The 25,178-nt window shown below is 67.3% G+C and carries 20 protein-coding genes; 9 read left to right on the top strand and 11 right to left on the bottom strand.

The window, feature by feature from the left end; genetic code table 11:
• Positions 1–15 precede the first annotated feature (15 nt).
• The 4 genes from FHX80_RS14265 to dnaB form a co-directional block, all read right to left on the bottom strand.
• Entirely contained in the window at positions 16–1,086 is a 1,071-nt protein-coding gene (locus tag FHX80_RS14265) for an IS110 family RNA-guided transposase (RefSeq protein WP_167523537.1), read from the bottom strand.
• Between the two features lie 198 nt (positions 1,087–1,284).
• Positions 1,285–2,043, bottom strand: coding sequence for an IS3 family transposase (locus tag FHX80_RS14260; protein ID WP_244318574.1), 759 nt, complete (start codon positions 2,041–2,043; stop codon positions 1,285–1,287).
• Between the two features lie 5 nt (positions 2,044–2,048).
• The gene (locus FHX80_RS14255) at positions 2,049–2,375 is read right to left on the bottom strand and encodes a transposase (RefSeq protein WP_145764540.1); all 327 of its coding nucleotides are present in this window, start codon (positions 2,373–2,375) and stop codon (positions 2,049–2,051) included.
• Between the two features lie 47 nt (positions 2,376–2,422).
• Positions 2,423–3,901, bottom strand: a complete 1,479-nt coding sequence (gene dnaB, locus FHX80_RS14250) for a replicative DNA helicase (protein WP_145764539.1) — start codon at positions 3,899–3,901, stop codon at positions 2,423–2,425.
• Between the two features lie 459 nt (positions 3,902–4,360).
• Between dnaB and FHX80_RS14245 the strand changes: the two genes are divergently transcribed.
• On the top strand, positions 4,361–5,698 hold the full coding sequence (locus FHX80_RS14245) for an MATE family efflux transporter (protein ID WP_145764538.1): 1,338 nt from the start codon (positions 4,361–4,363) through the stop codon (positions 5,696–5,698).
• 188 nt (positions 5,699–5,886) lie between these two features.
• Here the strand turns inward: FHX80_RS14245 and rplI are convergent, their stop codons facing one another.
• From rplI to rpsF, 4 genes are all read right to left on the bottom strand, one after another.
• Positions 5,887–6,333: a 50S ribosomal protein L9 gene (gene rplI, locus FHX80_RS14240; RefSeq protein WP_145764537.1), complete on the bottom strand. Its 447-nt coding sequence runs from the start codon at positions 6,331–6,333 to the stop codon at positions 5,887–5,889.
• Positions 6,334–6,351: 18 nt separating this feature from the next.
• Positions 6,352–6,588, bottom strand: a complete 237-nt coding sequence (gene rpsR / locus FHX80_RS14235) for a 30S ribosomal protein S18 (RefSeq protein WP_003967857.1) — start codon at positions 6,586–6,588, stop codon at positions 6,352–6,354.
• A 44-nt stretch (positions 6,589–6,632) separates the two neighbouring features.
• Positions 6,633–7,262 (bottom strand): single-stranded DNA-binding protein, encoded by a 630-nt coding sequence (locus tag FHX80_RS14230; RefSeq protein ID WP_145764536.1) that lies wholly within the window; start codon positions 7,260–7,262, stop codon positions 6,633–6,635.
• A 74-nt stretch (positions 7,263–7,336) separates the two neighbouring features.
• Positions 7,337–7,627: a 30S ribosomal protein S6 gene (rpsF, locus tag FHX80_RS14225; RefSeq protein WP_018101872.1), complete on the bottom strand. Its 291-nt coding sequence runs from the start codon at positions 7,625–7,627 to the stop codon at positions 7,337–7,339.
• 280 nt (positions 7,628–7,907) lie between these two features.
• Here rpsF and FHX80_RS14220 point away from each other — a divergent pair, with 280 nt between their 5' ends.
• The 3 genes from FHX80_RS14220 (at position 7,908) to FHX80_RS14210 (ending at position 10,684) form a co-directional block, all read left to right on the top strand.
• Positions 7,908–8,225 carry a hypothetical protein gene (locus FHX80_RS14220; RefSeq protein WP_145764535.1) on the top strand — a complete coding sequence of 106 codons (318 nt, stop codon included), beginning with the start codon at positions 7,908–7,910 and terminating at the stop codon, positions 8,223–8,225.
• A 190-nt stretch (positions 8,226–8,415) separates the two neighbouring features.
• Entirely contained in the window at positions 8,416–9,534 is a 1,119-nt protein-coding gene (locus FHX80_RS14215) for a lipid II:glycine glycyltransferase FemX (RefSeq protein ID WP_145764534.1), read from the top strand.
• A gap of 118 nt (positions 9,535–9,652) precedes the next feature.
• The gene (locus FHX80_RS14210) at positions 9,653–10,684 is read left to right on the top strand and encodes an alanine racemase (protein ID WP_145764533.1); all 1,032 of its coding nucleotides are present in this window, start codon (positions 9,653–9,655) and stop codon (positions 10,682–10,684) included.
• A gap of 75 nt (positions 10,685–10,759) precedes the next feature.
• Here the strand turns inward: FHX80_RS14210 and FHX80_RS14205 are convergent, their stop codons facing one another.
• Positions 10,760–12,256 (bottom strand): glycosyltransferase family 87 protein, encoded by a 1,497-nt coding sequence (locus FHX80_RS14205; RefSeq protein WP_145764532.1) that lies wholly within the window; start codon positions 12,254–12,256, stop codon positions 10,760–10,762.
• A 135-nt stretch (positions 12,257–12,391) separates the two neighbouring features.
• On the bottom strand, positions 12,392–15,145 hold the full coding sequence (locus tag FHX80_RS14200; RefSeq protein ID WP_145764531.1) for a transglycosylase domain-containing protein: 2,754 nt from the start codon (positions 15,143–15,145) through the stop codon (positions 12,392–12,394).
• Between the two features lie 400 nt (positions 15,146–15,545).
• Here FHX80_RS14200 and FHX80_RS14195 point away from each other — a divergent pair, with 400 nt between their 5' ends.
• From FHX80_RS14195 to FHX80_RS14185, 3 genes are all read left to right on the top strand, one after another.
• Positions 15,546–16,250 (top strand): PadR family transcriptional regulator, encoded by a 705-nt coding sequence (locus FHX80_RS14195; protein WP_145764530.1) that lies wholly within the window; start codon positions 15,546–15,548, stop codon positions 16,248–16,250.
• Positions 16,251–16,311: 61 nt separating this feature from the next.
• A complete protein-coding gene (locus FHX80_RS14190) occupies positions 16,312–17,394 on the top strand; it encodes an inositol-3-phosphate synthase (RefSeq protein ID WP_145764529.1) in 1,083 nt (360 codons plus the stop codon).
• Between the two features lie 124 nt (positions 17,395–17,518).
• Positions 17,519–18,787: an MFS transporter gene (locus tag FHX80_RS14185; RefSeq protein WP_145764528.1), complete on the top strand. Its 1,269-nt coding sequence runs from the start codon at positions 17,519–17,521 to the stop codon at positions 18,785–18,787.
• 213 nt (positions 18,788–19,000) lie between these two features.
• Here the strand turns inward: FHX80_RS14185 and FHX80_RS14180 are convergent, their stop codons facing one another.
• Positions 19,001–20,443: a CCA tRNA nucleotidyltransferase gene (locus FHX80_RS14180; protein ID WP_145764527.1), complete on the bottom strand. Its 1,443-nt coding sequence runs from the start codon at positions 20,441–20,443 to the stop codon at positions 19,001–19,003.
• A 180-nt stretch (positions 20,444–20,623) separates the two neighbouring features.
• On the opposite strand from FHX80_RS14180, the gene FHX80_RS14175 reads away from it, so the two are divergent.
• Positions 20,624–22,921 (top strand): DUF6049 family protein, encoded by a 2,298-nt coding sequence (locus FHX80_RS14175; protein ID WP_145764526.1) that lies wholly within the window; start codon positions 20,624–20,626, stop codon positions 22,919–22,921.
• 49 nt (positions 22,922–22,970) lie between these two features.
• Entirely contained in the window at positions 22,971–25,127 is a 2,157-nt protein-coding gene (gene murJ / locus FHX80_RS14170; protein ID WP_145764525.1) for a murein biosynthesis integral membrane protein MurJ, read from the top strand.
• The last annotated feature ends 51 nt before the right edge of the window (positions 25,128–25,178 follow it).

Below are 25,178 nucleotides of genomic sequence, written 5' to 3'. Positions count from 1 at the left end.
ACGCTCCTATAGTTGTCAACTCACTGTGGGGACGGTCCGTGGTGCGGGTCGGATCAGGTGGTAGACCTCGCGGATGACGTAGCGTTTGAGGCATCGGATGATCTCGCGTTTCGTCTTGCCCTCGGCGGTGCGGCGGGTGACGTAGTCGATCGTCGGTTGGTGGAATCGCATGCGGACTATGACGGTCCGGTAGTTCGCGGCGTTGAGCTGGCGGTGGCCGCCGTGGTTGATGCGGTGCCTGCCGCTGGTCATGCCGGAGCCTGTGGGCACAGGAGCGATGCCCGCAAGCTTGGCGAGGGCGGCTTCGGACTTGATGCGTTCAGGGTTGTCGCCGGCCACGACGAGGATCTCCGCGGCGGTGTCCACACCGATGCCGAATGGTTCGAGGAGTTGTGGGGCGGCACGGTGGACCAGCTCAGCGATCATTTTCGTCAGTTCCTTGGCCTCGGCGTCGAGGTACTGCCACCGTTTGGCCAGTGTTCGAAGGGCGTGACGCAGTGCGTCCTCTGGGCCCTCCAGCTGCCGAGGACGCAGGCCCGCCAGGTGCCGGGCCAGAGCGATTTGAGTTTTGCCCGCGGTCTCGTTGCGCAAGGGGTCAGGAGCGTGGACAAGCATCGCTTTCATGGTGACCATCGCCGCTGAGCGCTGCTCGACGGCCTGGTCATGGGCGATCTTGAGCTGCCGGATCATCTCGGCTTCACCGTCGGCGCTCTTGGGCGTGGCCGTCGCGAACCCGGCCAGGACGGCTCGGGCGGCGTTCTCGGCGTCCAGGGTGTCGGACTTGCCGTTCATCCGTCGCAGCCGCCGGTCCGGGCGGCCGGCCTCGACCACCTTGTGCCCGGCCCGTCGAAGGAACGAGGCCAGGGTGGCGCCGTAGGAGCCGGTGCCCTCGATTCCGAAGGCCAGAATCCTGCCGTATGAGCCTGCCCAGTCCAGGAGTTGCTGGAATCCGCCGGTGTCGGTGGGGATCGTCAAGGTCGCCCGGATCCCGCCGATCGTGTCCATCACTGCAGCGACGTGCACATGCTTGTGTGTGTCGACGCCGATCACGACGTGCCCGGACCTGTGCTGCTCGTTGTTGTCCACCGCGTTCCCTTCGGTCGGTAGCGTGGGGTGCACGCTGTCGCCGGCCGGAGGGACAGGACTGTCACGGGGACGCTTTGACGAGTTGGCTCCAGGCTCCTATGAGGTCACGTCCGTCCGGCGGCAGCGCTTGTTGCGTGCCCGGCCGGACGGTCGACAGATCAACGCCAGGACACCCGTGGGGTCGGTCGTAAGCAAGAGTCAGACCGTCACGGCCGGGACTACCCGATCCTTGCGGGATCCGGTACGAACAGACTGACAGTCGTAGGCATCGCCGACCGATCCGATCGAGGCGGCGATGCCGGCGGCGTCCAGATGCTCGGCGAGCCGGAAACTCGTGTATTGCGACCCGGCGTCGGAATGATGGATCAACTCACCCGGCCGGACGGGCTGTTCGTCGCGGTCGCGTTGCCAGATCGCCATCTCCAGGGCGTCCAGCACGAAGACCGTCTCCTTCACGGTCGCGGCGGACCGGCCGACGATCCGGCGGGAGAAGGTGTCCACGACGAACGCGACGTAGACGACACCGGCCCAGGTCTTCACGTGGGTGAAGTCCGCGACCCAGCACCGGTTCGGGGCGGCGGCGACGAAGTCGCGGTCGACCAGATCGGGAGCCCGCTCGGTCTGTCCGCCGGGGAGGGTGGTGATGACGCGCTTGCCGCGCACCGCACCCTGGATGCCGAGCTCGCGCATCAGGCGCTCGACGGTGCAGCGGGCCACGGCATGTCCCTGCCGGTTCAGCTCGCGCCAGATCTTCCTCGCGCCGTAGACGCGGTAGTTGGACGTGTAGACGTCCTGGATCCACTCCTTGAGACCCTCGTCGCGCACGGAACGGGCCGAGGGAGTTTCGAGGCGTTTCTTGCAGGCGTAGTACGTGGAAGGGGCGATCTTGCAGTCATGCTCGGTGAGCGTTCTGCAGATCGGCTCGACCCCGCCGAAGCGGTCCCGGTGCTCGTCGATGAACGCTACGAGCGTGTGTGTGGCCGGTCGAGCTCGGCCGCGAAGAAAGACGCCGCCGCCTTCAAGATGTCGTTCGCCCGCTTCAGCTCGGCGTTCTCCTTCTTCAACGCCTTGAGCTGGGCGGACTCCTCCGTCGTCGTCCCCGGCCGCTGTCCGGCGTCGATCTCGTGCTGCTTCACCCAGTTCCGCAGCGTCTCTCGGGAACCGATGTCCAACTTTTCGGCAACGGACTGCAGTGCTGCCGTCTCGGTCGGGTAGTCGCCGCGGACCTCGGCAAACATGCGCACCGCGCGACGGCGCAGCTCAAGCGGGTAACGGGAAGGTCGTGCCATGACTCAATCCTTTCACGGAATCGAGTCTCTACCTGACCCGGGGCGGTTCAGGTCTGCGCCATGTCCACGAAGCGCGAGTAATGCCCCTGGAAGGCGACGGTGATCGTCGCCGTCGGACCGTTACGGTGCTTGGCCACGATCAGGTCCGCCTCGCCCGCCCGTGGTGACTCCTTCTCGTAGGCGTCCTCACGGTGCAGCAGGATCACCATGTCGGCGTCCTGCTCGATGGAACCGGACTCACGAAGGTCGGAGACCATCGGCTTCTTGTCCGTTCGCTGCTCGGGGCCACGGTTCAGCTGGGAGAGCGCGATGACCGGCAGTTGCAGTTCCTTGGCCAGCAGCTTGAGGTTTCGCGACATGTCCGAGACCTCCTGCTGACGGCTCTCGGCGCGCTTCGAGCCACCGGACTGCATCAGCTGCAGATAGTCGATGACCACCAGCTTGAGATCGTTGCGCTGCTTGAGGCGACGGCACTTCGCCCGGATCTCCATCATGGAAAGGTTCGGGGAGTCGTCGATGTAGAGCGGGGCGGCGGAGACATCCGGCATCCGCCGTGCCAGCCGCGTCCAGTCCTCGTCGGTCATGGTTCCGGAGCGCATGTGGTGCAGTGCCACCCGCGCCTCGGCAGACAGCAGCCGCATCGCGATCTCGTTCCGCCCCATTTCCAGGGAGAAGATCACGCTGGGCAGGTTGCTCTTGATCGAACAGGCCCGGGCGAAGTCCAGGGCGAGCGTGGACTTACCCATGGCGGGCCGGGCCGCGATGACGATCATCTGGCCCGGGTGGAGGCCGTTGGTCAGGGCGTCGAGGTCGGTGAAGCCGGTCGGAACACCGGTCATCTCGCCGCTGCGTGAACCGATCGCCTCGATCTCGTCGAGTGCGGCCTCCATGATGTCGCCGAGCGGCAGATAGTCCTCGCTGGTCCGCTGCTCGGTGACGGCGTAGATCTCGGCCTGTGCGGAGTTGACGATGTCGTCGACATCGCCGTCGGCCGCGTATCCCATCTGCGTGATCTTCGTGCCGGCCTCGACGAGACGCCGGAGTACCGCACGTTCATGGACGATCTCCGCGTAGTACGAGGCGTTGGCCGCGGTCGGCACCGACTGGACCAGGGTGTGCAGATACGGGGCTCCGCCCACCTTGGTGATCTCGCCACGCTTGACGAGTTCGGCCGCCACTGTGATCGGGTCGGCCGGCTCGCCCTTGGCGTAGAGGTCGAGGATCGCCTGAAAGACGGTCTCATGGGCGGGGCGGTAGAAGTCATGGCCCTTGATGATCTCCACGACGTCGGCGATGGCGTCCTTGGACAGGAGCATGCCGCCGAGGACGGACTGTTCCGCGTCGAGATCCTGGGGCGGCACCCGCTCGAATCCCGGGGAACCGCCTTCCCAGCCGTTGCTCTCCTGGCCGCGGTCGTGCTGCTCACCACGGTCCCGGCCCTCGCCCCGGCGTTGGCGGGAAACGGGAAGCCGGTCACTGGGACCGGTGTCGGCCCAGGGGTCGTCCAAAGGCTCGGGGATACTCATCCGGCCACCTCCTCCCGTCCGCTCCGCGGACCTAGCCGTGCCACTCTTTCTTACGGCACGGCACCGACAAACAAGACGCTCGACTCCGGTTCCGGGGTGTTGGCTTCTGCGGGTTTCCAGGGCCGAAACGGGGTGTGGGCGCCGCACCACGGTAGGCCTCCCGGCACCGTCCGCCAATCTGGTTATCCACAGGGCATGTGGACGACGGACCAGATGCTGTGGAGAACCACGCAGAACCTGTGCACGGACCGGGGGACAGCACTGTGGACAAACTCATAGCGCCCTCACCAACACCGGTCTGACCTGCACGTTCCCCATCCACTGGCTGTGGGGGAGAAAAACTTTCCGAGTCGGCGCAAGATCACGGCAACCCCTGCGCAGCAGAACACCGAACTCCAACAAATGTAAGGATCAATAGATGGTTGCATCTGTTACCTGTGGAAGATTAGATTGACCCTCATGACCCAGGCACCGGCGAGCCCGCCACCCAGTCGCCGTCGGCACGACCGCGAGATCATCGCGCTCGCGGTTCCCGCCTTCGGCGCGCTCGTGGCCGAGCCCCTTTTCGTCATGGTCGACAGCGCCATCGTCGGCCATCTCGGGACCCCGCAACTGGCCGGCCTGGCCGTCGCCGCGGCCCTGCTGACGACCGCCGTGAGCATCTTCGTCTTCCTCGCCTACGCCACCACGGCAGCCGTCGCCCGACGGGTCGGCGCCGGGGACCTGACCTCCGCGATCCGCCAGGGCATGGACGGCATCTGGCTGGCGATCCTGCTCGGCCTCGCTGTCATCGCCCTGACGCTCCCCCTGGCCCCCTGGCTCGTGGAGGTCTTCGGCGCCTCCGACACCGCGGCCCCCTACGCCACCACCTATCTGAGGATCTCCAGCCTCGGCATCCCCGCCATGCTCGTGGTGATGGCCGCGACCGGTGTGCTCCGGGGGCTGCAGAACACCCGCACCCCGCTCTATGTCGCCATCGGCGGCTTCGCCGCCAACGGAGCCCTCAACGCGGGCCTCGTCTACGGCGCCGGACTCGGCATTGCCGGATCGGCCTGGGGCACGGTGATCGCACAGATCTCGATGGCGGTCGCCTATCTCATCGTGGTGGTCCGCGGGGCCCGACGGCACGGCGCCTCTCTGCGACCCGACGCCGCGGGCATCAGGGCCAGCGCCCAGGCAGGCGTGCCCCTCCTGGTCCGTACGCTGTCGCTCCGCGCCGTCCTGCTCATCGCCACCGCCGTCGCCGCCCGGCTGGGCGACACCGACATAGCCGCGCATCAGATCATTCTCTCGCTCTGGAGCCTGATGGCCTTCGCGCTGGACGCCATCGCCATCGCCGGGCAGGCCATCATCGGACGGTATCTTGGCGCCGCTGACACAAAGGGCGCGCGTGAGGCCTGCCACCGCATGGTGCAGTGGGGGGTCGCCTCCGGCGTGGTCTTCGGCGTACTGATCGTTCTCGCCCGCCCGCTGTTCGTGCCGTTGTTCACCAGTGACCAGTCCGTCCAGGACACTCTCTTCCCCGCCTTGCTGGTGGTGGCCCTCACCCAGCCGATCGCGGGAGTCGTCTTCGTTCTGGACGGCGTACTGATGGGCGCCGGGGACGGTCCGTATCTGGCCTGGGCCATGCTCGTCACCCTTGCAGTCTTCGCCCCGGTGGCTCTGCTGACTCCCACCCTCGGCGGCGGGCTGACGGCGCTGTGGTGCGCGATGACTCTGATGATGGTCGTTCGCATGGCGACGCTCTGGCTCCGCACCCGATCGGGCAAGTGGCTGGTCACCGGCGCCGCTCGCTGAGCCACTGGATCTCTGCCTGTTTCACGTGAAACAGGCAGAGATCCAGCAGTCTCCCGAAATCGAAGCCGAAGCCGAAACTGAAGCCAAAACCGCAGCCGCGGCCGAAACTGGAAACAGAAGCCGGAAACGGTGAAGGGCCGCACCCCAAGAGGTGCGGCCCTTCACTGTTCTGCTGGGATGCGGCCTGATCAGGCAGCAACAACCTCGATGCCGAGCTTCGCAGCGACCTCGGGGTGCAGACGCACGGACACCTGGTGTCCGCCGAGCGTCTTGATCGGCGAGCCGAGCTCGACGCGACGCTTGTCGACGTCCGGACCACCGGCAGCCTTGATCGCCGAGGCGATGTCGGCCGGGGTGACGGAGCCGAAGAGACGGCCGGCGTCGCCGGAGCGAACAGCCAGACGGACCTTCACGGCCTCGAGCTTGGACTTGATCTCGTTGGCCTGCTCGATCGTGGCGATCTCGTGGATCTTGCGGGCGCGGCGGATCTGCGCCACGTCCTTCTCGCCACCCTTGGTCCAGCGAATGGCGAAGCCACGCGGAACCAGGTAGTTACGGGCGTACCCGTCCTTGACGTCAACGACGTCGCCGGCAGCACCGAGGCCGGAGACCTCGTGGGTGAGGATGATCTTCATGATTCGGTCACCCTTCCCTTATCGCGCGGTGGACGTGTAGGGCAGCAGCGCCATCTCACGGCTGTTCTTGACAGCCGTGGCGACGTCACGCTGGTGCTGCGTGCAGTTGCCGGTGACGCGGCGGGCACGGATCTTGCCACGGTCGGAAATGAACTTCCGCAGCATGTTCGTGTCCTTGTAGTCCACGTACTGGGTCTTGTCCTTGCAGAACGCGCAGACCTTTTTCTTAGGCTTACGCACAGGCGGCTTCGCCATGGTGTTTCTCCTGTGTGATCAAGAAGTGGGGGTACGAGCTGCCCTTAGAAGGGCGGCTCGTCCGAGTAGCCGCCGCCAGATGCACCAGAGCCACCGGAACCGCCGGAGCTTCCGCCCCAGCCGCCTCCGCCGCCCTGCTGGCCCCCGCCCTGCTGGCCGCCGGACGGCGCGCTCGTGGCCCACGGGTCGTCGGCGGGAGCACCGCCACCACCCTGCTGGCCACCAGCACCGGGACCGCCGCCCCAGTTGCCGCCGCCCTGCTGACCGCCGCCGTATCCACCCTGGCCCTGGCCGCCCTGGCCACCGCGACCGGTGGTCTTGGTGACCTTGGCAGTGGCGCTCTTGAGACTGGGGCCGACTTCCTCGACGTCCAGCTCGTAGACCGTGCGCTTGACGCCCTCGCGGTCTTCGTACGACCGCTGCTTCAGCCGGCCCTGCACGACAACGCGCATGCCTCGCGTGAGCGACTCGGCGACGTTCTCCGCCGCCTGCCGCCAGACCGAGCAGGTGAGGAACAGGCCTTCGCCGTCCTTCCACTCATTGGTCTGCCGGTCGAAGATGCGGGGAGTGGACGCGACGCGGAACTTCGCGACCGCCGCACCGGACGGGGTGAAGCGCAGCTCGGGGTCGTCGACGAGATTGCCGACGACCGTGATGACGGTCTCGCCTGCCATGGGTGAACCTCTCGGCGGGGATTGCTTCTGGCTGCTTGCTGCTACTCGAACCCGATAACCGCTGAGCTAGATGCTCAGTGGATCTCGGGACGGAGGACCTTGGTCCGGAGGACCGACTCGTTCAGGTTCATCTGGCGGTCGAGCTCCTTGACGACCGCAGGCTCGGCCTGCAGGTCGATGACCGAGTAGATGCCCTCGGGCTTCTTCTTGATCTCGTAAGCGAGACGACGACGGCCCCAGGTGTCGACCTTCTCAACCTTTCCTTCGCCCTCACGGACGACGGAGAGGAAGTTCTCGATCAGCGGGGAGACTGCTCGCTCCTCGAGATCGGGGTCGAGGATGACCATCACCTCGTAGTGACGCATGTGGAACCCACCTCCTTTGGACTCAGCGGCCACGGTCGTTCCGTGGCAGGAGGGTCGTGATGCGTGAGCAACAGTGTCTCCGAGTAGAACAGCCGCCACTGACAACGCCCTCCTTCGAGAAGGGGCTGACCTGTGGTGGCCTGGGCAGACACCGGTGCAGACCGTACAGAGTACCTGTAGACAGGCTTCCGGTTGAAATCCGGTGGTCAGAGGACGCAATCTGTACACATCGGGTGTGAGCGGCGCCACGATGCGCCGCCTTTCGGCCAGGAGGTACTCCATGGCACACGTAGCGCGACGACCCCGCCCCTCTGTCTCCCTGCTCGCCACGGACGGCAGGCCCCATCCTCTTCAGGAAACCCTGATGGCGGTGACGCTGGTTCTCGGTGTCCTCGCGTTCGTGACGGCGATGTTCTCCAGCCTGCATCTGATCAGCTCGTGGGCCGGGCTCGTCGGAATTCTCACAGGTGCCTTCGGGCAGTACATCTCCGTGACGACGCGGGAGAGGTTCGTACTGATCCTCGGTATGGGAGCCTCGGCCATCGGGTTCTTCCTGGGCATGGCCCACGGCGGCCTCTTCGGCGGTCTGGTGGGCTGAGCGCGGTGGAATCAGCGGTCCCGGCACGGGCTCGGGGCGGCGTACCGGCCGGACGCCGCCCCCGGCACCGGCTGCCGGAACCGTCCGGGTACGACAGGGCCAGACCGCGCGCTTCCCGGTCACAGTAGGCTTCGGCGCGAGAGCCGGAGCCCCTGACCGATGGGGACACACCTGCCGAGGAGCGCCCCGCATGAGCCTGACCCTGAGGACCATCAGCCGAGAGCAGCATCTGGCGTACATCCAGAGTCTGCCCGCGGCCAGTCACATGCAGGTCCCGGCATGGGCGGATGTGAAGGCCGAATGGCGCTCGGAGAGCCTGGGCTGGTTCGACAAGGGCGGCGAGCTCGTCGGCGCCGGCCTGGTGCTCTACCGGCAGCTGCCGAAGATCAAGCGGTACCTCGCGTATCTGCCCGAGGGCCCGGTCATCAACTGGTACGCCCCGAACCTGGCCGACTGGCTGCAGCCGATGCTGGCGCATCTCAAGCAGCAGGGCGCCTTCTCGGTGAAGATGGGCCCGCCGGTCGTCATCCGCCGCTGGGACGCCCACGCGATCAAGGCCGGTATCCAGGACCCCGACGTGAAGCGCCTGCGCGACGTCGAGGCCACCCATATCGAGCCCCGCGCCTTCGAAGTCGCGGACCGGCTGCGGAAGATGGGGTGGCAGCAGGGAGAGGACGGCGGTGCCGGTTTCGGTGACGTACAGCCCCGCTACATCTTCCAGGTGCCGCTGGCGAACCGCTCGCTCGAAGACGTCCACAAGGGCTTCAACCAGCTCTGGCGACGCAACATCAAGAAGGCCGAGAAGGCCGGTGTCGAGGTCGTCCAGGGCAGCTACGCGGAGCTCGCCGAGTGGCAGCGGCTGTACGAGATCACGGCCGAGCGAGACCACTTCCGGCCGCGCCCGCTCGGCTACTTCCAGCGCATGTGGACGGCCCTCAACAACGAGGACCCCAACCGGATGCGGCTCTACTTCGCCCGCCACGAGGGCGAGAACGTCGCGGCCGCGACCATGCTGATCGTCGGCGGACACGTCTGGTACTCCTACGGCGCCTCGGCCAACCACAAGCGCGAGGTCCGGCCCTCGAACGCGATGCAGTGGCGGATGCTCCGTGACTCGTACGCCATGGGCGCCACCGTCTACGACCTGCGCGGCATCTCCGACTCACTGGACGAGACCGACCACCTGTTCGGCCTGATCCAGTTCAAGGTGGGCACCGGCGGTCAGGCGGCGGAATACCTCGGTGAGTGGGACTTCCCGCTCAACAAGCTGCTGCACAAGGCGCTCGACATCTACATGTCCCGCCGCTGATCCGTGAGACAAGGCTGACGAAACCGGCTTCATTCGTTTCAATGGGCTCTTCAAGAAGCTCCTCGAGCTCCTCATACCTCTGATACACCGCTGCCACCAGAAAGGTTCCGGACCGGCCATGGCGCTCTCCCTGTACGTCGACACCGCGCGCTGGCGGGCGCACCAGAAATCCGTGCTCGACCAGTTCCCCGGCCTCGTACCGGTCTGCAAGGGCAACGGTTACGGCTTCGGCCACGAACGGCTGGCAGACGAGGCGATCCGCTTCGGCTCCGACACGCTCGCGGTCGGCACCACCTACGAAGCAGCCCGGATCAAGGACTGGTTCAGCGGCGATCTGCTGGTACTCACCCCGTTCCGAAGGGGCGAGGAGCCGGTGCCGCTGCCCGACCGGGTCATCCGTTCCGTGTCGTCCGTGGACGGAGTGCACGCCCTGGTGGGCGCCCGGGTCGTCATCGAGTGCATGAGCTCGATGAGGCGGCACGGCGTCAAGGAGGAGGAGCTCGGGCAACTGCACGCCGCCATCGACGACGTACGTCTCGAAGGCTTCGCCCTGCATCTGCCGCTGGACCGTACGGACGGCTCGGACGCCGTCGAAGAGGTCATCGCCTGGATGGACCGTCTCCGGGCCGCCCGGCTGCCACTGCACACGATGTTCGTCAGCCATCTCCGGGCCGAGGAACTGGGCCGGCTCCAGCAGCAGTTCCCGCAGACCCGTTTCCGTGCCCGCATCGGGACCCGTCTCTGGCTCGGCGATCACGAGGCGACGGAGTACCGGGGTGCCGTGCTCGACGTCACGCGGGTCGTCAAGGGCGACCGGTTCGGCTACCGGCAGCAGAAGGCCGCCTCCGACGGCTGGCTGGTGGTCGTCGCGGGCGGTACGTCGCACGGGGTGGGCCTGGAGGCCCCGAAGGCCCTGCACGGCGTGATGCCGCGGGCCAAGGGCGTCGCCCGTGCGGGCCTGGCCACCGTCAACCGCAACCTGTCGCCTTTCGTCTGGGCCGGCAAGCAGCGCTGGTTCGCCGAGCCGCCGCACATGCAGGTGTCGATCCTGTTCGTGCCCTCGGACGCCGAGGAGCCGAAGGTCGGTGACGAGCTGGTGGCCCACCTGCGCCACACCACCACGCAGTTCGACCGCCTCGTCGACCACTGAGACACCGTCGACCGCTGAGACGCCCAGGGCCGCCGGATCTCCGGCGGCCCTGAAACGTCTGCCCCGTGCCGGTGCTCAGTCGGCAGTCGTCGTACCTCCGGCGCCCCACTCCACGCGCGGTCCCTCGGCCGCGAACGCGGCATGGCTCGGCGGACGCGCGGCCGAGCGCCCCAGCACGAAGACGTCCTTCGCCCCGTCGAGCACCCCGCCCGACGGATCGTCCGATCCGTCACGCCGTACTCCGTCGCGCTCCGGCATCAGAATGTCCCGTACGACCACGGCGCAGAGGTACAGCGTGCCCAGCAGGTGCAGGGCGATCGCCAGCTGGTAGCCCTCCGTCGGCAGCCCCTGGTGCTTGTCGCCGCTCGTCGTGTAGGCGAGGTACATCCAGATCCCCAGGAAGTACATGACCTCGCACGCCTGCCAGATCAGGAAGTCCCGCCAGCGCGGCCGGGCCAGCGCGGCGAGGGGGATCAGCCACAGCACGTACTGCGGTGAATAGACCTTGTTGACGAGGATGAACACCGCCACGACGAGGAACGCGAGCTGCGCGAACCGCGGCCTGCGCGGCGCTGCCAGCGTCAGCGCGCCGATGGCGGCGCACAGCGCGACCGTCGCCAGGGTCGAGACGGTGTTGACCGTGCTGACCTCGATGGGCTCACCGGTGCGCTGTGTGATGATCAGCCAGAAGGAGCCGAAGTCGATCGAGCGTTCCTCGCTGAAGGTGTAGAACTTCTTCCACCCCTCGGGCGCGAGCACCATCACCGGCAGGTTGACCACCAGCCAGGATGCCGCCGCGCCGAGCGTCGCCACCCAGAACTCCCGCCATTTCCCCGCCCGCCAGCACAGCACGAAGACCGGGCCCAGCAGCAGCACGGGATACAGCTTGGCGGCCGTGGCCAGCCCGATCAGGATGCCGAACGCCACCGGGCGGCTCCTGGACCACATCAGCATCGCCGCGGCCGTGAGGGCGACGGCCAGCAGGTCCCAGTTGATCGTGGCGGTGAGGGCGAAGGCCGGCGCGAGCGCCACCAGGAGGCCGTCCCAGGGGCGGCGGCGGTGCGTGCGCGCGACACAGACGGCGATGATCGCGGTGCAGATCATCAGCATGCCGGCGTTGACCAGCCAGTACACCTGCTCCTGGTGCTGGATCGAACCGCCCGGGGTCAGCCAGGACGCGATCTGCATGAACACCCCCGTCAGAACGGGGTATTCCAGGTACTGCATGTCGCCGGGCAGCCGGTCGAAGTACGGCACCAGGCCGTCGGAGAAGCCGCGTCCGGCGTACAGATGCGGAATGTCCGAGTAGCAGGCGTGGGTGTACTGGGAGCCGGCGCCCTGGAACCATGCCCAGTTGTAACAGGGCAGCTTCTGCACCATGCCGAGCGCGAACATCCCGATCGCCACCAGCGCGACGGCGCCCACGGGGGTGAGCGCGGTGCTGCCGAGCCGCGTCCAGCGGCCCGACCTCCCGCCGATCAGCTCGCTGCCGGCCGCGGCGATCTCGTCCTCGCGCGTGGGCCGTACGACGGACTGTTCCTGATGCACGCTCGTGTCCTCTGCACTTGGCATGCCGCACATCCTGCCGTACCGGGCCGTGCAAACGTCGAGGGCCGCCGCACCTCGGGGTGCGGCGGCCCTCGTCATGGTTCTCGGACCACCTCGCGCCGGCCTGCGGGCCGGGCGGGGTGCACTGCCGGCCGGGCGCTACCCGGCCGGGCCGCCGAAGAAACCGGTGCTTCCGTTGCCGTTTCCGTTTCCGTTTCCATTGCCACCGTCGCCGGGGGGCGGGCTGGAGCCGCCACCGCCGTCAGCCGCCCCACCGGTCGAGGTGCCGGGTGTGCCGCCCGATTCCCCGCCGGTCGTGCCGGGACCGGTGCCACCGCTGTCCCAGCCCTCAGACGTACCGCCACTGTCGTTCTGGCAGTTCCGGTCCCATACGCTGCAGGTCTCGGACGGGTCGGGCGACGGCGGAACCGGAGCACTCGGCGAGGACGTGTCGGACGGCGACGGGGACGGGGACTCGGACTCGGGGGGCGTGTAGCTGGGCGTCGGCTCGGGGCTGTTCGCGCCGCCCCCGTAGAGCGTCTCGCCGATCGGCTCCGCCTTCGGGAACGCCACGACCTTCTGGTTCTTCATGGCTTCGGCCATGTAGTCGTGCCAGATCTGGGCCGGGAACGAGGCGCCGTGGATCTTATCCTCACCGCCGGTCCCGTACATCTTCTCGAACTTGCGGTTCTTGTGCTTCTCGTTGTCGTCCAGCCGGTACATGCTGATCGCGGTCGACAGCTGCGGGGTGTAGCCGACGAACCAGGCGGAGAGGTTGTCGTCCGTCGTACCCGTCTTGCCCGCCACATCGCGGCCCGGGAGCTTGGCGGGCGTACCCGTTCCCTTCTCGACGACGTTCTTGAGGACGTCGGTCACGTTGTCGGCGACGACAGGGTCGAAGGCGCGCTTGGTGACCGTCTTGTGCCGGTAGATCGTGTTGCCGCCCTTCTTCACCTCAGTGACCGAGAACGGCTCACGCTGCTGGCCACTGGCCGCGAACGTGGCGTACGCGCCGGCCATCCGGATCACGCTCGGCGAGGACGTACCGATGGAGAACGACGGAACGTTCGAGTCCGCCATGTTCCTGTCGTCCTTCAGACCGGCCGCCATGGCCGCCTTCTTCACCTTGTCGGTGCCCACGTCCATGCCCAGCTGAACGTACGGGGAGTTGGCGGACCACTGCATGGCCTCACGAAGGGTGATGTCGCCGTGCGACTCGTTCCCGTCGTTGGTCTGCAGCCACTCCTTGCCGTTCTCGTCGGTCCAGATGTCGCCGTTGTACTTCTTGATCTTGAGTTTGTTGTCGGCGTTGTAGATGCTCTTCGGCGAGACCTTTGTGCGCTGTGACTCCCCCTGGTCCTGGGTGCCCGCGGGGTCTCGCTTTCCATACTCCATCGCGGCTGCCAGCACAAAGGGCTTGAAGGTCGAACCGACCGCCGCGCCCGTCGGGTCGGCGTTGTTGGTGTAGTGCTGGGTCGCGTCCTTGCCACCGTAGATCGCCTTGATGGCACCGGTCTCCGGATCGATCGACCCGCCACCGAACTGGACGTGAGTGTCCTTGCCGGGGCGCTTCTTGGGGTCGATCTTCTCGTCGTAGACCCTCTTGACGGCCGCGTTGAGCTGATTGACCTTCTTCCTGTCGAAGGTCGTGTGGATCTCGTACCCGCCCTGGTCGAGCATTTCGGCGGTGACGCCCCTGGTGTTGTTGTTGAGGAAGTAGGCCTTCGCCAGATCGACCAGGTAGCCGGTCTGGCCGCCCAGCTGGGCTGCCTTCTTCGGCGGATCGGGCATCGGGAAATCCTGGTACTTGTCGCGGTCGGACTGCTTCATCCGGCCGTCCTTCACCTCTTCGTCGAGGATCCAGCGCCAGCGCGTCGTCGCCCGGTCCAGATTCTTCGCCGCGGTGGCTTCCTTCGCGTCGACCTCCGGTACACCGGCCGGGTCGTAGTAGCCGGCGCCCTTGAGCAGGGTCGCCAGGAAGGCGCACTCGCTCGGGTCCAGGTCCTTGGCGTCCTTGCCGTAGTACGTACGGGCGGCCGCCTGGAGACCTGACGCGCCCCGTCCGTAGTACGAGACGTTGAGGTACCCGGCCATGACCTTCTTCTTACTCTCCTCCTTGCCGACCTTCAGCGTGATGAAGAGCTCCTCGAACTTCCGGCTCAGGGTCTGTTCCTGGGAGAGCCGCGAGTTCTTGACGTACTGCTGGGTGATGGTCGAGCCACCCTGTGTCTGGCCGCCCTTGGCCATGTTGAACAGGGCGCGGGCGATACCCATCGGGTCGATGCCCTTGTCGTGGTCGAAGGACTTGTTCTCCGCCGAGATGACGGCGTTGCGCATCGCTTCGGGAATCTGCTCGTAGCCGATCACCTGGCGGTTGACCTCACCGCCGGCGGCGACCATCTGCTTGTTGTCGGCCCAGTAGTAGACGTTGTTCTCCGCCTTCGCGGCCGCCTTCACGTCGGGCTTGGCGACCATCGCGTACGCGAGACCGGCGACACCCATCAGAAGGCCGAGGAAGCCGATGCACAGGCTGGAGACCAGCTTCCACGACGGCACCCAGCGCCACGCGCCATCCTTGCCGGCCCGCGGGTAGTCGATGAAGCGCTTCTTGACCGGGCGCTGGTTTCCTCGCCCGCGGCCCCGGCCGGGGCCCTCCGGCCCGTCGCCGCCACCGCCACGACGCCGTCCTCCGCCGTCGGAACCACCGCGGCCACCACCGCCGCGCTGGGCGGCCCGTCTCGCGGCGGCACGCCCGCCGTAAGGGGTGTCCCCGCCGTGCGAACCGGAAGGTGATTCAGAAGTCACTCCGCGTGACGGTGCCGCGCGGCGTCCTGGGGACTGCGGGGCGGCTCGTCTGGCCGCGGCGCGCCCGCCCCCTTGCGGTTGCGGCATTTTGCGACGGTGCTCGCTCATCGAACGACTACTCCTCGGGCAGGCGAGAACGCCTGGAAGCGGCAGTTGAGATCCGGTCCCCCGAATTACGGACCAGCCCTGCGACAGGCTCGTCCGCAGTGCAACCGGTCAGTCCGCGGAGACTGACGCGGTCGGGCGTCACGCGGTTCCCGGTGGTCGGCATGCCGCACAGACTACGCACGGTCAAAACCCTCCCAGGACCGAACTTCACCTCAAATTACGCAAGTCGGTTCCTAAGAATTAGCGATGTGACGCCGCTCACTAAGGCCCCACTTGTTCCGGCGGAGAGTCCGATCTATCGTGCTGATGTATCGAGTCGATACATCAGCTCGGTACATCGGCTCGGCATACAGCTCGGCACAGGAACAAGCGGAAACACTCGGAGAAGGAGGAGGCGAGGTTGAGCAGACGCTCCGGCATCCTCGAGTTCGCTGTCCTCGGACTGCTCCGTGAGTCCCCTATGCACGGCTATGAGCTGCGTAAACGTCTCAACACATCGCTGGGGATCTTCCGTGCCTTCAGTTACGGAACTCTCTATCCCTGCCTCAAGACGCTGGTCGCCAACGGCTGGTTGATCGAGGAACCGGGAAACGCTCCAGCAGACCTTCCGCCCGGCTCCGGCCGTGCGGTCGCCCCCGCCTCTTCTCTGGCAGGGCGCCGCGCCAAGATCGTTTATCGATTGACGGCGGAAGGTAAGGAGCACTTCGAAGAGCTGCTCTCGCACACCGGCCCCGACTCCTGGGAGGACGAGCACTTCGCTGCTCGTTTCGCCTTCTTCGGACAGACGGAGCACGGGGTGCGGATGCGGGTGCTCGAAGGCCGTCGCAGCCGGCTGGAGGAACGCCTCGAGAAGATGAGCGCCTCTCTGGCCCGCACCCGTGAGCGTCTCGACGACTACACACTTGAGCTTCAGCGACACGGCATGGAGTCCGTGGAGCGCGAAGTGCGCTGGCTGAACGAGCTCATCGAGAGCGAGCGATCGGGGCGGGATCAGCGACGATCCTCGCCCGAGGGCTCAGCTCAGCAGAACACCGCAGGAGAGCCGGACGGCCTGCCCCGGCGGGACGACAACCCGCCGGATCCGTCCGGCGACACCGCCAAGTGAGGTCCCCGCAGATCCGCGGGGCCTCATCAGGAACATCCATTACACACAGGGAGCAACCGGAATGGGTTCGGTTCGCGTAGCCATCGTCGGCGTGGGCAACTGCGCCGCCTCGCTGGTCCAGGGCGTCGAGTACTACAAGGACGCCGATCCGGCCGGCAAGGTGCCCGGTCTGATGCACGTCCAGTTCGGCGATTACCACGTAGGGGACGTCGAGTTCGTCGCCGCCTTCGACGTCGACGCGAAGAAGGTCGGCCTCGACCTCTCGGACGCCATCGGCGCCAGCGAGAACAACACCATCAAGCTCTGCGACGTGCCGAGCACCGGACTGACCGTCCAGCGCGGCCACACCCACGACGGGCTCGGCAAGTACTACCGCGAGACCATCGAGGAGTCGACCGAGGCCCCGGTCGACGTCGTCCAGGTCCTCAAGGACCGCCAGGTCGACGTCCTGGTCTGCTACCTGCCCGTCGGCTCCGAGGTCGCTGCGAAGTTCTACGCGCAGTGCGCCATCGACGCCAAGGTCGCGTTCGTCAACGCCCTCCCGGTCTTCATCGCCGGCACCAAGGAGTGGGCGGACAAGTTCACCGAGGCCGGTGTCCCGATCGTCGGCGACGACATCAAGTCGCAGGTCGGCGCCACCATCACGCACCGCGTGATGGCGAAGCTGTTCGAGGACCGGGGCGTTGTCCTGGACCGCACGATGCAGCTGAACGTCGGCGGCAACATGGACTTCAAGAACATGCTCGAGCGTGAGCGCCTCGAGTCCAAGAAGATCTCCAAGACCCAGGCCGTCACTTCGCAGATCCGTGACCGCGAGCTCGGTGCGGACAACGTCCACATCGGCCCGTCGGACTACGTGGCCTGGCTGGACGACCGCAAGTGGGCGTACGTGCGCCTCGAGGGCCGCGCCTTCGGTGACGTTCCGCTGAACCTGGAGTACAAGCTCGAGGTCTGGGACTCCCCGAACTCGGCCGGTGTCATCATCGACGCCGTCCGCGCTGCGAAGATCGCCAAGGACCGCGGCATCGGCGGCCCGATCCTCTCCGCGTCCTCGTACTTCATGAAGTCCCCGCCGGTCCAGTACTTCGACGACGAGGCCCGCGACAACGTCGAGAAGTTCATCAAGGGCGAGGTCTCCAACTGACGCCACCTGACAAGGTGCGTCGGCGCGGCGCAGCGGGGAGCGGCAACGCTCCTTGACTCCCGCACCGTTGAGGGTCCCCGGGCAATCTGCCCGGGGACCCTCAACGTATGTGACCCTTGCTCCCATGCCCGTCGTGCATGACCTGCGCGTTCTCCTGCGCTTTCGGAACTTCCGCCGCCTGCTGGCCGTGCGGGTGCTGTCCCAGTCGGCGGACGGGGTCTATCAGGTGGCTCTCGCGGCACACGTGGTCTTCTCGCCGGAGAAACAGGCATCGGCGGGCGCCATCGCCTCCGCGATGGCCGTACTCCTGCTGCCCTACTCGCTCATCGGCCCGTTCGCCGGAGTGCTCCTGGACCGCTGGCCCCGCCGCCAGGTCTTCCTCTACGGCAACCTGCTGCGCGCCGCGCTCGCGTGCTGCACCGCGCTCCTGATCCTCGGTTCCGCCCCCGACTGGCTCTTCTACGGCTCGGCGCTGTGTGTCACCGCGGTCAACCGATTCGTACTGGCCGGCCTCTCCGCCGCTCTGCCGCGTGTCGTCGACCGGGACCGGCTGGTGCTGGCCAACTCCCTCTCCCCGACCGCGGGCACACTCGCCGCAACGGCAGGCGGTGGCCTCGCCTTCGCCGTACGGCTGCTGCTGGCGGACTCCGATGCGGCGGTGGTACTGCTGGGAGCGGCGCTCTACCTCGCCTCGGCCGTGGCGTCCCTGAGCCTTGCCACCGGACTTCTCGGACCGGAGCGGAGCAGCAGCCGCCTCCGCCTGAGCACGGCTCTGGTCACCACCGCACGCGGGCTCGGCGACGGGCTGCGCCATCTGGCGGAACGCAAGCACGCCGCCCGGGCGCTGGCCGCCATGACGGTGATCCGCTTCTGTTACGGGGCGCTGACGGTGACGCTCCTGATGCTGTGCCGGTACGCCTGGGCCACCAGCGAGTCCCACGGTCTGGCGCTGCTCGGGCTGGCTGTGGGCGTATCCGGTGCGGGGTTCTTCGCCGCGGCGGTGGTGTCCCCCTGGGCTGTGGCGCGGCTCGGCCGGTTCCGCTGGATGATGGTGTGCGCCGCGGCGGCCGCTGTCCTCGAACCGGCGCTGGGGCTGTGGTTCACTCCCGCACCGATGCTCGTCGCCGCGTTCGTCCTCGGCCTCGTCACCCAAGGGGCGAAGATCGCGACGGACACGGTGGTGCAGACATCGGTGGACGACGCCTTCCGCGGCCGGGTCTTCTCGCTCTACGACGTGCTGTTCAACGTGGCCTTCGTGGGGGCCGCCGCGGTCTCCGCCCTGGTGCTGCCTCCTGACGGGAAGTCGGCCGCAGTGGTGAGTGGGGTCGCCGTGCTCTACGCCCTGGTCGCCATGGCCATGTTCCGCTGGAGTCGGACCGCCGAGGCCCTGTAGCTCGTTCGCATCGAGAGAAGAGCGGTGCACGATTCACCAGTGCGGTACTCCGCCTCGCACCGGTCGAGCCGGCGGGCTGATCTCCCGGAACCGGAGACAGGACGGCTGAAGGCGCTGTTTCACGTGAAACAGCGCCCTCGGTGCATGCACTGCCGGTCGTGTTTCACGTGAAACACGACTGGCAGCTCTCCGGCCTGGACAGCCCTCGCGGGCTCAGCCCTGCGATTCCCACCACTTCTTGAGCTCCGCCACTGCCACGTCATGCTCCATCGGCCCGTTCTCCAGGCGCAGTTCCAACAGGAACGCATACGCCTGACCGATGACCGGTCCGGGTCCGACGCTCAAGATCTGCATGATCTCGTTGCCGTCCAGGTCCGGCCGGATCGCATCGAGCTCCTCCTTGTCCTTCAACTGCGCAATGCGTTCCTCCAGCGCGTCGTAGGTCCGGGAGAGAGCAGCGGCCTTGCGTTTGTTCCGCGTGGTGCAGTCCGAGCGGGTGAGCTTGTGCAGGCGTTCCAGCAGGGGGCCCGCGTCACGCACATAACGACGGACCGCCGAGTCGGTCCACTCTCCGTCGCCGTACCCGTGGAAGCGCAGATGCAGCTCCACCAGCTTCGAGACGTCCTTGACCATGTCGTTGGAGTACTTGAGGTCGGTCATCCGCTTCTTGACCATCTTGGCGCCCACCACCTCGTGGTGATGGAACGAGACCCGGCCGTCCTTCTCGAAGCGCCGGGTCCTCGGCTTGCCGATGTCATGAAGCAGGGCGGCGAGACGCAGAACGAGGTCCGGGCCGTCCTCCTCCAGGTCGATCGCCTGCTCCAGAACGGTCAGAGAGTGCTCGTACACATCCTTGTGACGGTGATGCTCGTCACTTTCGAGCCGAAGCGCGGGGAGCTCGGGAAGGATCTGTTGGGCCAGTCCCGTGTCGACAAGGAGCGCCAGCCCCTTCCGGGGGTGCGAGGACAGCAGAAGCTTGTTGAGCTCCTCCCGGACCCGCTCGGCGGAGACGATTTCGATCCGGCCCGCCATTTCCGTCATCGCCACGACAACATCGGGAGCCACTTCGAAGTCCAGCTGCGCGGCGAAACGCGCGGCACGCAGCATGCGCAGCGGATCGTCGGAGAAGGATTCCTCGGGCGTACCGGGGGTGCGCAGGACGCGCTCCGCCAGGTCCTCGATGCCACCGTGTGGGTCGATGAAGTCCTTCTGCGGCAGCGCGACGGCCATCGCGTTGACCGTGAAATCACGGCGGACAAGGTCATCCTCGATGGAGTCACCATAGGAAACCTCCGGCTTGCGCGAGGTTCGGTCGTACGCCTCGGACCGGTATGTGGTGACTTCGATCTGGTAGCCGTCCTTCTGCGCGCCCACCGTGCCAAAGGCGATCCCGACCTCCCACACCGAGTCCGCCCATGGCCGGACGATCTTCAGGACATCCTCGGGACGGGCATCGGTCGTGAAGTCCAGGTCGTTCCCGAGCCTGCCGAGAAGTGCGTCCCGGACCGAGCCGCCGACCAGGGCAAGACTGAATCCGGCATCCTGGAATCGGCGGGCGAGATCGTCGGCGACCGGGGACACCCGGAGCAGTTCACTGACTGCGCGGTGCTGCACCTGGGTCAGGGCGCTGGAGTTGTCTTCATTGGCGTTCGGCACAACAGAAAAGGGTACGTGCCCGGACCGGCCCGGGCGTCATGGTTTCCTTCAGCCCTGCGAGACTCTGCCGATCATGTACCGCACTCCCCAGCACTTAGCCCCCGCGCACATCGTTACCATGCGTGGACGCAGCAACGGACAACGATCGACAGCAGCTCACGACGAGGGACGGGTAGGCGCGTGGCCGAGGCGGCAGACTTCCAGGGGATGAATCCCTCTCCTGCCCGCCGGTGGCTGCGGCGCACAGCCGCCGTGCTTGCCGGGGCTCCGCTCGTCGCCGCCCTGCTGGCCGGGGCGGCCGCCCCGGTGGCGCAGGCCGCCGCGACGGACAAGGCCCCGACGGGTTCCGGCACGGTCGCGGTGTCCCTGGACACGGTGACTCCGAGCGCCCCTGTGAAGGGGGACACACTCACCGTCTCCGGAACTCTGATCAACAAGAGCAAGGAGACCGTCACCGCGGCCCAGGTCGATCTCCGCGTGGGACCCCGGCTCTTCGGCAGGACCTCGATCGACGCGGCCAACCGGCGCACGGGATATCTGCCCGGTGCCGACCCGTATCCGGTCGGCGGCAAGTACACGGTCGAGATCGCCAAGCTTCCTTCCGGGATCAGCCAGGACTTCACGCTGTCCGTGCCCGTCAGCAAGCTGGGACTCGGCGACGACGGCGTCTACCAGCTCGGTGTCACCTTGTCGGGCCGGACGCCCCATGCCCAGTACGACCAGGTGCTCGGGATCAAGCGGACGTTCCTCCCCTGGCAGAGCGAGGACCGCGACTCCAAGCCCCGGATCAGTTACGCCTGGCCGCTGATCGCAGCGGCGCATCTCACCGCGGAGACCGGCTCCGACGCCCGGCAGACGCCGGTGTTCGCCGACGATGACCTGGCCGCCGAGATCGCGCCGGGCGGTCGTCTGGAACAGATGGTGTCGCTGGGCAGGCAACTGCCCGTGACCTGGGTCATCGACCCGGATCTGCTGGCTAGTGTCGACGCGATGACGCGGGATTACCGGGTCAAGTCCGGTGACACCACGATCGCCGGTACGAATCAGAACGTGGCGAAGCAGTGGCTCACCTCGCTGGAGGCGGCGGTGGCCGAGGGCAAGGTCATCGCGCTGCCGTTCGGGGACCCCGATCTGGCATCGATCGCGCACCGCGGCAAGAACGTGTCGGGCACCCTCAGCCACCTCCAGAACGCCAGCGAGGTGGCCGTGACGACGGTGCAGACGATCCTGCATGTGAAGCCGTCGACGGACTTCGCATGGCCGGTCGACGGTGCCATCGATCCGTCCATCGTGGACGTCGCCACCTCGGCCGGTGCCCACAACGTGATCGCCCGCAGCGACAGTCTTCAGGAAAACGGCGGCCTGGCGTACACGCCCACCGCTGCCCGGCCGATCGGCGGCGGTACGACCGCCGTGGTCTCCGACGCCCGGCTCTCCACGGCCTTCCAGGGCGACATGACGAAGGCCGGCGACTCCACGCTCGCCGTGCAGAGGTTCCTCGCTCTCACGCTCTCTCTGGCCGAACAGGACACCGACGAGGACCGAAGCGTCGTCGTCGTACCCCAGCGGATGCCGACGATCGCGCAGGCCCAGTCGATGGCAAGCGCCCTGCACACCCTCGACGACGGCCGCTGGACGCAGTCCCAGGGGCTGGTCCAGGCGGCGGAGGCGAATCCCGACGCGAAGGCGACCACGGAGGTCCCTCCGGCGTCCCGGTACCCGAAGAAGCTGCGCAGCCAGGAGCTGCCCACCCAGGCCTTCCAGGACATCAAGTCCACCCAGGCCTCCCTCAACAACTTCCAGGTCATCCTCACCCAGCCCGAGCGGGTGGTGACGCCCTTCGGTAACGCGGTCAACCGTTCCATGTCGACGTCGTGGCGGGGCAAGCCCCTGGAGGCCCAGCAGTACCGGGACTCGGTGCGCACCTATCTGCAGAGCCTCGTCAATGAGGTCCAGCTCATCTCGAAGTCGGACGTCACCCTGTCCGGCCGCAGCGCCACGATCCCGGTGACGGTGCAGAACAGGCTGCTGCAGGGCGTCGACCATCTGGTGCTGCGGCTGAGGTCGGAGAACGCGACGCGCCTCAAGCTGAACGACGACGGTGCCGTCGCTGAGCAGCCGATCCAGATCGCCGGCGGGCACAGTCAGTCCGTGAAGTTCGACGCCGCGGCCAACATCAACGGCCAGGTCCAGATGACCGCCCAGCTGTACACCGAGGACGGGACGCCGTACGGCGCGGCGATGAACTTCACCGTGAAGGTGTCGGAGCTCACGCCGACCGTGCTTCTCGTGATCGCGGGCGGGCTGCTGCTGCTGGTCCTCGCCGGCATCAGGATGTATGCACACCGCAAGCGCGCCAACGCGGGCGGCGCGGCGGGCGATGACGGCAGTGAACCCGAGCAGCCGAGTGACCCGACGCCGGACACCGGTCCCGAAAGCGCGGAGCCATCGGGCACGGGTGAGAAAGTGGACCGTTGAGCGATGTCTGTCGTGGCCGGTCGGCCGGGGACGATGAGGTGGGGTTTCGATGAACGCGCCGTACGACGGTGACCGCGGTCAGGGTACGGGCGGAGCTGGGTCTTCCGGCGGGCCTCCTGGGCCGGAGCAGGTGCCCCCGGGCCCCGATCCGTACCTGCAGGCTGCGTACGACTACGACCCCTACCGGGCCCAGGACCTCTCCGCCCAGGATCCGGTGGGCGAGGCCTTGTACGACCGCGCGGCGCATCCGCCGCCGCCTCCTGGCACCTATCAGCAGCCCCATCCGCTCTACCAGCAGCCGCCCGCGGCCCCGTACGCCCCCGACCCCCGGATCTGGGCGCAGACCCCGCCGCCCGAGCCCGGGGGTCCGTCCCGGCATCTGCCGTACGGCGACGACGCCGCGACCACTCAGTTCGTCGGCGTGGACGATCTCGTCACCCAGGCCTCCGCGGGCCGAGACGAACCCGATGCGTTCGCCCACCTCTTCCGGGACCAGGAAGGCCCGGCGGGATCACCCGGTCCGGCCCGTCCCGAGCCGGCCCCCGCACCCGCACCCGTAGCGCCGAAGTCCGGCGGCGGCCGGGCATCCGGCCTGCTGAAGTCCAGTGCGGTCATGGCAGCCGGCACCCTCGTCTCGCGGCTCACCGGCTTCGTACGCAGTCTGGTGATCACCGCGGCGCTCGGCGCGGCCCTGCTCGGTGATAGCTTCACCATCGCCTACACGCTGCCGACGATGATCTACATCCTCACCGTGGGCGGCGGCCTCAACTCGGTGTTCGTCCCCCAGCTCGTCCGCTCCATGAAGGACGACGAGGACGGCGGCGAGGCCTACGCGAACCGGCTGCTGACCCTCGTGATGGTCGCGCTCGGCGCGATCGTCGCCCTCGCGGTCTTCGCCGCCCCGTGGCTCATCCGTCTGATGTCGCAGACCATCGCGGACGACGCCGCCGCCAACAACGTGGCCACGACCTTCGCCCGGTACTGCCTGCCCACCATCTTCTTCATGGGCGTGCACGTCGTGATGGGCCAGATCCTCAACGCCCGCGGGAAGTTCGGCGCGATGATGTGGACCCCGGTCCTCAACAACATCGTGATGATCTTCACCTTCGGCATGTTCATCTGGGTCTACGGCACCTCGCACCAGTCCCACATGGGCGTCCAGACGATCCCGCCGGAGGGCGTCCGGCTGCTCGGCATCGGCACCCTGCTCGGCCTGATCGTCCAGTCCCTCGCCATGATCCCGTACCTGCGCGAGGCCGGATTCCGTTTCCGCCCGCGTTTCGACTGGCGGGGCCACGGGCTCGGCAAGACGGTCAAGCTGGCCAAGTGGACGGTCCTGTTCGTCCTGGCCAACCAGGCCGGCGTCCTCGTCGTCACCCAGCTCGCGACCTCCGCCGGCAAGGCGTCCGGCAGGAACGGCGCCGGTTTCCTCGCCTACTCCAACGCCCAGCTGATCTGGGGCATGCCGCAGGCGATCATCACCGTCTCGGTCATGGCCGCCCTGCTGCCCCGCATCTCCCGTGCCGCCCACGACAACGACCCGGGCGCGGTCCGCGACGACATCTCGCAGGGACTGCGCAACTCCGCCGTTGCCATCGTGCCGGTCGCCTTCGCGTTCCTCGCCCTGGGCGTTCCGATGTGCACCCTGCTCTACTCCTCCAGCGGCCCCGAGGCCGCCCGTTCCATGGGATTCATCCTGATGGCCTTCGGCCTCGGACTCATCCCCTACTCGGTGCAGTACGTGGTGCTGCGAGGGTTCTACGCCTACGAGGACACCCGCACGCCCTTCTACAACACCGTCATCGTCGCTCTGGTCAACGCGGCAGCCTCGGCCATCTGCTACGTCGTCCTGCCCGCCCAGTGGGCCGTGGTCGGTATGGCCGCCTCGTACGGCCTCGCCTACGCTGTCGGCGTCGGTATCGCGTGGCGTCGGCTGCGTAACCGTCTGGGCGGCGATCTGGACGGCGCCCATGTCCTGCGCACCTACGCCCGGCTGTGCCTCGCCGCGATCCCCGCGGCACTGATCGGCGGCGGTGTGGGATTCGCCCTTCTCCGCGCGCTCGGCGACGGCGCATCGGGCTCGCTCCTCGCGCTGGTCTGCGGTGGAATCGTGCTGCTGGGAGTCTTCGTCGTCGCGGCGAAGCGGATGCGGATCGAAGAGATCAACGGCATGGTCGGCATGATCCGGGGACGACTCGGCCGCTGAAGATCACCGGCCCGCACAACCATCGCCCGTCCCCGCGTGTCGTGCATGGTG

The organism is Streptomyces brevispora (assembly GCF_007829885.1).
Lineage (GTDB): Bacteria > Actinomycetota > Actinomycetes > Streptomycetales > Streptomycetaceae > Streptomyces > Streptomyces brevispora.
The sequence above is the reverse complement of the archived record's forward strand: the minus strand, read 5'-3'. Positions and strand labels throughout refer to the sequence as shown.

Excerpts from the sequence above, each read along its gene's own strand:
- FHX80_RS14255 (WP_145764540.1), bottom strand. The coding sequence starts at position 2,375 with ATGGCACGACCTTCCCGTTACCCGCTTGAGCTGCGCCGTCGCGCGGTG.
- dnaB (WP_145764539.1), bottom strand. The coding sequence starts at position 3,901 with ATGAGTATCCCCGAGCCTTTGGACGACCCCTGGGCCGACACCGGTCCC.
- FHX80_RS14245 (WP_145764538.1), top strand. The coding sequence starts at position 4,361 with ATGACCCAGGCACCGGCGAGCCCGCCACCCAGTCGCCGTCGGCACGAC.
- rplI (WP_145764537.1), bottom strand. The coding sequence starts at position 6,333 with ATGAAGATCATCCTCACCCACGAGGTCTCCGGCCTCGGTGCTGCCGGC.
- rpsR (WP_003967857.1), bottom strand. The coding sequence starts at position 6,588 with ATGGCGAAGCCGCCTGTGCGTAAGCCTAAGAAAAAGGTCTGCGCGTTC.
- FHX80_RS14230 (WP_145764536.1), bottom strand. The coding sequence starts at position 7,262 with ATGGCAGGCGAGACCGTCATCACGGTCGTCGGCAATCTCGTCGACGAC.
- rpsF (WP_018101872.1), bottom strand. The coding sequence starts at position 7,627 with ATGCGTCACTACGAGGTGATGGTCATCCTCGACCCCGATCTCGAGGAG.
- FHX80_RS14220 (WP_145764535.1), top strand. The coding sequence starts at position 7,908 with ATGGCACACGTAGCGCGACGACCCCGCCCCTCTGTCTCCCTGCTCGCC.
- FHX80_RS14215 (WP_145764534.1), top strand. The coding sequence starts at position 8,416 with ATGAGCCTGACCCTGAGGACCATCAGCCGAGAGCAGCATCTGGCGTAC.
- FHX80_RS14210 (WP_145764533.1), top strand. The coding sequence starts at position 9,653 with ATGGCGCTCTCCCTGTACGTCGACACCGCGCGCTGGCGGGCGCACCAG.
- FHX80_RS14205 (WP_145764532.1), bottom strand. The coding sequence starts at position 12,256 with ATGCCAAGTGCAGAGGACACGAGCGTGCATCAGGAACAGTCCGTCGTA.
- FHX80_RS14200 (WP_145764531.1), bottom strand. The coding sequence starts at position 15,145 with ATGAGCGAGCACCGTCGCAAAATGCCGCAACCGCAAGGGGGCGGGCGC.
- FHX80_RS14190 (WP_145764529.1), top strand. The coding sequence starts at position 16,312 with ATGGGTTCGGTTCGCGTAGCCATCGTCGGCGTGGGCAACTGCGCCGCC.
- FHX80_RS14185 (WP_145764528.1), top strand. The coding sequence starts at position 17,519 with ATGCCCGTCGTGCATGACCTGCGCGTTCTCCTGCGCTTTCGGAACTTC.
- murJ (WP_145764525.1), top strand. The coding sequence starts at position 22,971 with ATGAACGCGCCGTACGACGGTGACCGCGGTCAGGGTACGGGCGGAGCT.